Here is a 1432-nt window from a genome sequence, read left to right on the forward strand (position 1 = left end):
TGTGGATGCCAGCCGTTTTGCAAGCAAGATTTAAAACTTTTGAACACGTGATCGAGTGCGGTCTTGTGTAAGGCCTTTATATGCGGTCCTTGAAGTGCCGCGGGCCGGTATGGTGATACGCGAGTCAGGTCCGAATCTTGAAAGCGAGCTCGAAGCTCGAAGCGTCATTCTGGTTTGCTGACCCCGATCTTATCGATCATTTGCCCATGCAGTTCTTGTCTTCCTCACGTCTCCCATAGACCGGCTTCAAGTGCTCCGCTTCATGCAGGCACTGTCGCCGGATTCCGGTAATCCATCTGCTTCGTCAGCATGGCCCAGATACCACGCGCCATCTTGTTGGCCAGGGCAATCGCTACCAGTATGCGTGGCTTCTTGGCCAGCATACGGCCAAGCCAACTATCGTTTGGCGCACCCTTTCGTGACGCCCATCGAACCACGGCCATGGCTCCGATGATGAGCAACCTTCGAATATCTTGCTGGCCCATCTTCGAGATTTTTCCTAGACGCTGCTTGCCACCGCTCGAATTCTGTAGCGGCACCAGACCAAGCCAAGCAGCAAAATCCCGGCCACGTTTGAACACCTCCATCGGAGGCGCGAACGTTTCAATCGCCAGAGCGGTGATTGGGCCTACGCCCGGCATTGTGCGCAGACGTCGTGTTGTCTCGGCCTTGTTGGATAAACCATCTATCTTCTCGCCAAGCGAGTCCACGCGATCCGTTATTTGCCAGATGTGCTCCAGCAGATCGCGGCATATTGTGCGGACCAGATCAGGCATGTGAGCGGCCTCGTCCGCCAGAATACTTTCAAGCCTGCTCAGATAGCCTATTCCATGCGGCGCGATGTGGCCGAACTCATAAAGGTGCGCGCGTAGGATGTTTACCAATTCGGTTCGCTGACTGACCAGCTGCTCGCGGTGCGAAACATAATCGCCCGAGACTGTTGCTCCTCCGTCTTTGCCTCGACAAAGCGCATCGTCGGCCGCTGTGCAGCCTCAACAATGGCCTCTGCATCGGCGGCGTCGTTCTTGTGCCGTTTGAGAAATGGCTTCACATACCGAGGCGCGATCAGTTTTGGCTCGTGACCCAATCTCACCATCTCGCGAGCCCAATAGTGCGAGCCGGCGCATGCCTCCATCGCGACGATGCAGGAGGGCTGAGCAGCAATGAACTTGCGGAATAATGGGCGCGCCAACTTCTTACGAAATAAAACAGAACCGTCAGCCGCTGCTCCGTGCAGCTGAAATACATTCTTTGCCAGATCAACGCCAATGATGGTAACCGTCTTCATGAAGACTGCCTTTCGCTTGAGTGGTGTTTACGCCAAGACTTTTATGCCGCCGGAGAAGGCTGGCATCCACCCCATCTTGAGACTATGGCGTCGATGAGCCATGATCCGCAAATCAGTCTGCCCGCTGTGGCACGCTGATATCCC

The 1432-nt window shown here is 55.3% G+C and carries 1 pseudogene; it reads right to left on the bottom strand.

The features are described 5' to 3' along the window. Positions 1-260: 260 nt before the first annotated feature. Positions 261-1288: pseudogene (locus BSG20_RS35305) on the bottom strand (IS110 family RNA-guided transposase). Between the last annotated feature and the right edge of the window lie 144 nt (positions 1289-1432).

Origin of the sequence: Rhizobium tibeticum (assembly GCF_900110205.1) — a bacterium.
In the GTDB taxonomy this organism is placed as follows: domain Bacteria; phylum Pseudomonadota; class Alphaproteobacteria; order Rhizobiales; family Rhizobiaceae; genus Rhizobium; species Rhizobium tibeticum.